The organism is Pseudomonas sp. GW821-FHT10B02 (genome assembly GCF_059415665.1).
The window spans coordinates 1-4,782 of sequence record NZ_JBWKNR010000035.1 but is presented as its reverse complement, the minus strand read 5'-3'; the positions used below and the strand labels follow the sequence as shown (position 1 = coordinate 4,782).

The following is a 4,782-nucleotide window of genomic DNA, read 5'->3' as shown; positions in this document are numbered from 1 at the left end:
GGCTTGCCCCGCGATGCGATGCGGCTGACCGTCCGCCATCGCGGGGCAAGCCCGCTCCTACCGGTAGATCAAGCTCACATCAACGGCAATGTGTAGCCGATGATGATGCGGTTTTCGTCAATATCCGAGGTCAGGCCGGCGCTGGAGCGGAAGGTGGCGTTGCGCAGGCGGATGTTGAGGTTTTTGAAGGTGCCGGACTGGAAGGTGTAAACCAGGTCGGTGTCACGTTCCCATTCTTTGCCACCGCTGACTTTCGCCGTTTCGATGTTGCGGCCGTTGACGTAACGGGTCATGAAGGTCAGCCCCGGCACGCCGAGGGCGACGAAGTCGTAGTCGTAGCGCGCTTGCCAGGCGTCGGTGCCGGCTTTGGTGAAGGTGTTGACGGTCACCAGGTTGACCGAATACGGGTCCAGGCCAGGGAAGGCAAAGTCGCCATCGCCCGACAGACTCTGGTAGCCAGCCCCGAATTTGTGGGCGCCGACGCCCAGGGTCAGCATGCCGTTGAAGAAGCGGTTGTCGATACGGCCGGCATCGACGCGGGCGGCGCTACGGAAGTTGTGGTCACCGCTTTCGCCGGTGTCGAAGTAGCGCAGGTCGGTCTTGAGGGTGATGCCTTCGGCCAGGGTAGCGCTGTGCACCAGTCCGGCGTAGTGCTGCTGGTAGATGTTGTCCATCTGCGCGTAGTAGTAGCTGGCTATCAGCCCCGGGGTGAGGGCGTAGCTGCCGCCTGCCAGGTCGAGGTGGGCGCTTTCGACACCGTTGTAGTTCATCTCGTCGTTGCTCGACGAGTCGCGCAGGTTGATCTTTTCCAGACGCCCGGCGTTGAGGGTCAAGCCGCCGATTTCCTGGGAGTTGAGCAGGGTCCCGGCATAGGTGGAGGAGAGCAGGCGCGTGTCGTTGTAGGCGGCTACCGGCAGTTGAGGCTGCAAGGTGCCGATTTTCAGCACGCTTTTCGACAGCCTTACTTTGGCGGCCAGCCCCAGTTCGCTATAGGTGTCTTCCGGTTCCTGGCTTTCGGCGCCGAAGGCCAGCAGGCCAGTGCCGCGACGATCACGGCTGGAGTCGAGCTTGATCGCGGTCTCGGCGATGGCATCCAGACCAAAGCCAAGGGTGCCTTCGGTGAACCCCGATTCAACCCGCGCGGTAAAGCCCTGCGCCCATTCTTCGGCCTTGGCCTGGGGCGCGTTGCTTTGCCGGAAGTCCCGGTTCATGTACATGTTGCGGGCTTCAAGGCTGGCCTTGGTGTCGCTGAAAAAATCGGCGTTGGCGACCTGGCTGAGGCCACAGGCGGTACCGAACAGGCAGACGAGTGCCGGGGTAGTGCGTGGAATCCTGATCATTGTTCTTGTCTCTAGGATTGGTGTTGGCTGTCGACACGACGTTGAGTCCTGGGCCGTGCCTAATTTATGTAGCCATATTGTTAAGTTATTAACAATAGTCCTTTTCATGCTGAGAAAAGATCGTTGATCGGGTTTTCAGCTGTTTTTAGCCGATAAATAATTGAATCTAAACGGTAAAAACGCTTTTTTCAGCTCGTTGAAATGAGTCGCGCACGCCTGAGTCAGCACGCTTAGTGGTTGACAATCTCAGCGAAAAAATTAACTTATTAACGTATTGCGCTTCCTCACAGCTATCGCGCCAGCGTGGCCACAACAACAACACGGAGCTAACACCATGAAAACAATCACAATTGCTGCCCTGTGCCTGGGTATAGCGGGCTCGGTGTCGGCTCAGGCCGCCGAGACGGTCACGCTCAAAGTCGCTCACTTCTTGCCATCCACCTCAAACGCCCAGGCCAACATCATTGAACCGTGGTGCGAGCAGCTGCGTCAGGAGTCCAACGATCGCATCAAGTGCCAGCTCTATCCTTCGATGCAATTGGGCGGGACGCCGGCCAAGCTGGCCGACATGGCGCGTAATGGCGTAGCCGACATCGTCTGGACGGCGCCGGCCTATTCGGCAGGCAAGTTTCCGCGTGTCGAGGCGCTGGAGTTGCCTTTCGTGCTGCCCTACGGCGGCAAGGCGGGTAACGCGATCATCTGGGATTTCTACCAGCAGTACGCCAAGGACGACTTCAAGGGCTACAAGGTGCTGGTCGTGCACGGTGATGGTGGCATGAGCCTGCATACCCGCGGCAAGGCTGTGCAGACGCTGGCCGACCTCAAGGGGCTGAAGCTGCGGGCCTCGAGCCGTACTGCGGCGAAAACCGTCGAAAGCCTCGACGCCACGCCGGTGAGCATGCCGCCGGCGCAGATGACCGAAGCGATTTCCAAGGGTGTGGTCGACGGTGCCCTGGCTGCCTGGGAAGTGGTACCGGCAACCAAGCTGGACGAAGTGACCCAGTACCACAGCGTGACCCCGACCGGGCAGCCGGCATTTGGCTACACCGTGCTGGCGATGCTGATGAACCAGCGCAAGTTCGACAGCCTGCCGGCTGACCTGCAGGCGATTATCGAGCGCAACAGCGGCAAGGCCTTGTCCGAACGTTTTGCCACCGCCTGGGACAAGGCCTCGGATGCTGCCTATGCCGCAACGCCGGCCGCAGGCTTGATCAATATCGATGCCAAAGCCTATAGCGAAATGCAGGCGTCATCGGTTGATGCGGTGCAGCAGTGGATCAAGGAAGCCAATGACAAAGGCCTGGATGGTCAGGCGCTGGTACAGGACGTACGCAGCCTCTCCGGCCTGGCGCAGTAATCGCCATGCAGGAATCTCTGACCATTGAATTTGATGCCGAGCAGCATCGCGGGTGGGTGCGCCGCACCTTGTTGTGGGTGACCCAGGGCTTTGCCATGGCGGGCGGGGTGTTGTTGGTCGGCCTGATCGCCATGTCGATCGTCTCGATTATCGGGCGCAAGCTGTTCTCCATGCCGGTACGGGGTGATATGGAGTTGGTGGAGGTGGGCGCGGCGATTGCCATTGCTGCGTTTCTACCGCTGTGCGAACTGCGCGGTACGCACATCAAGGTCGATGCGCTGACCTCCTGGCTGCCCGCGTGGGTGCGTAACAGCCTCGATTGCATCGGTCATCTGCTGTGCTGCGCCGCAGCCTGGATTCTGGCCTGGCGCACCTGGCTGCAGATGCTCGAAAGCCACGAGTTCGGCGATTCGACCACATTGCTGTCGTTCCCGTTGTGGATTCCGTTGTTGCTCATCGTCCCCAGCCTGGCGCTGTTGGGTTTGTGCGCCCTGGCGCGTGTGCAGGATATCTGTGGTAAAGCCGGGAGGCGTTCATGAGCGGTCTGGTATTGGGGCTGATTGCCCTGGGCATCACCACAAGCCTGTTGCTGCTGCGGGTGCATATTGGTGTGACCATGCTGATTGGCGGCGCGGCGTGCTTCTGGGCGATCAACGACGGTGATCTGTCGAGCCTGTTGTTCACCCTCAACTCCCTGGCCTATTCGCGGCTGTCCAACTACGACCTGGCGGTGATCCCGCTATTCGTGATGATGGGGCAGTTCGCCACCCATGGAGGCTTGTCGCGGGCGATTTTCCGTTGCGCGGCGGCGTTCATCGGCCACTGGAAGGGCGGCATGGGGCTATCGGCGATTGGTGCCTGCGCCGGTTTCGGCGCGATCTGCGGCTCGTCGCTGGCCACCGCCGCGACCATGAGCCACGTGGCACTGCCGGAGTTGCGCCGGCACAACTATTCCGGGCGCCTGGCCACGGCAACCGTGGCGGCCGGTGGCACCCTGGGGATTCTGATTCCGCCCTCGGTGCCGCTGATCATCTATGCCGTGCTGACCCAGGAGTCGATTGCCAAGCTGTTCGTTGCGGCCATCGTGCCTGGCGTGGTGGCCATCGTCGGTTACATGATCGTGCTGCGCATCATGGTATCCCGGGATGAGAGCCAGGCGACCGTGTCGCCCAAGGCTTCGCCGGTCGAGCGGGTCAAGGCGCTGGTCAGCGTTTCGCCGGTCATTGGTGTGTTCCTGGTGGTGATCGTCGGTATCTACGGCGGCTGGGCCAACCCCACCGAGGCGGCCTCCATCGGTGCGGCGGCCTGTGGTGTGCTTGCGGTGTGCCAGGGGGGCATGCGCTGGAGCGGTTTTCGCGCAAGCATGCTCGGTACCGCTGAAACTACAGCGATGATCTTTCTCGTCCTGCTCGGCGCCGACCTGCTCAACTCGGGCCTGGCACTGACGCAGATGCCTGGCGAACTGGCGGCCTGGGTGATCGGCAGTGGCCTGGCGCCGATGCTGGTGCTGATCATCATCCTTGGCCTGTACCTGCTGCTGGGCTGTGTGATGGACTCGCTGGCGATGATCCTGCTGACCATTCCGATCTTCTACCCGATGATCATGGGCCTGGATTTCTTCGGCATGAGTGAAACCGACAAGTCGATCTGGTTTGGCATCCTTGCCTTGATGGTGGTGGAGATCGGGCTGATCCATCCGCCGCTGGGGATGAATCTGTTTATCGTCCAGCGCAGCGCCGGGGATGTGCCCTATGGCGAAACGGCCAAAGGGATCGTGCCGTTCCTGTGTTCCGATTTGCTGCGTATCGCCTTGCTGGTCGCCTTCCCGGGACTGAGCCTGTGGTTGCTGACGGTCTGAGTTTTTCTCTGCATTGTTGAGCCGCCTTCGGGCGGCTTTTTTATGGATTTTCACGGACTTATGGGGGCGAGCTTATCCATTTGGTGTAGCGCCGCTGCTGGCCCCTTCCGCCCTTACGGCGGCCTACTTTTTTCTTGGAAAAAGTAGGCATGGAACTGTCCCTTGGCAGCGGACGCCAAGAAGCTGGGTGTTAAGGCTTCTGCTTCAAGCCCTTTGCATAAGCATTC

The 4,782-nt window shown here is 60.6% G+C and carries 4 protein-coding genes; 3 read left to right on the top strand and 1 reads right to left on the bottom strand.

Annotation, left to right across the window (positions count from 1 at the left end; genetic code table 11):
- Positions 1 to 74: 74 nt before the first annotated feature.
- Positions 75 to 1,340, bottom strand: coding sequence for an OprD family porin (locus tag AC07OF_RS25780; protein ID WP_157192059.1), 1,266 nt, complete (start codon positions 1,338 to 1,340; stop codon positions 75 to 77).
- Between the two features lie 334 nt (positions 1,341 to 1,674).
- Here AC07OF_RS25780 and AC07OF_RS25775 point away from each other — a divergent pair, with 334 nt between their 5' ends.
- From AC07OF_RS25775 to AC07OF_RS25765, 3 genes are read left to right on the top strand one after another with little or no spacing between them, the layout of a single operon-like run.
- Positions 1,675 to 2,697, top strand: coding sequence for a TRAP transporter substrate-binding protein (locus AC07OF_RS25775; RefSeq protein WP_157192060.1), 1,023 nt, complete (start codon positions 1,675 to 1,677; stop codon positions 2,695 to 2,697).
- A 5-nt stretch (positions 2,698 to 2,702) separates the two neighbouring features.
- Positions 2,703 to 3,236 carry a TRAP transporter small permease gene (locus AC07OF_RS25770; RefSeq protein WP_157192061.1) on the top strand — a complete coding sequence of 178 codons (534 nt, stop codon included), beginning with the start codon at positions 2,703 to 2,705 and terminating at the stop codon, positions 3,234 to 3,236.
- Positions 3,233 to 4,555 carry a TRAP transporter large permease gene (locus AC07OF_RS25765; protein ID WP_157192062.1) on the top strand — a complete coding sequence of 441 codons (1,323 nt, stop codon included), beginning with the start codon at positions 3,233 to 3,235 and terminating at the stop codon, positions 4,553 to 4,555. Before AC07OF_RS25770 ends, AC07OF_RS25765 begins: the two co-directional genes overlap by 4 nt.
- Positions 4,556 to 4,782 lie beyond the last annotated feature (227 nt).

Coding starts and splice junctions, on each gene's coding strand:
- AC07OF_RS25765 (WP_157192062.1), top strand. CDS start 3,233: ATGAGCGGTCTGGTATTGGGGCTGATTGCCCTGGGCATCACCACAAGC.
- AC07OF_RS25775 (WP_157192060.1), top strand. CDS start 1,675: ATGAAAACAATCACAATTGCTGCCCTGTGCCTGGGTATAGCGGGCTCG.
- AC07OF_RS25770 (WP_157192061.1), top strand. CDS start 2,703: ATGCAGGAATCTCTGACCATTGAATTTGATGCCGAGCAGCATCGCGGG.
- AC07OF_RS25780 (WP_157192059.1), bottom strand. CDS start 1,340: ATGATCAGGATTCCACGCACTACCCCGGCACTCGTCTGCCTGTTCGGT.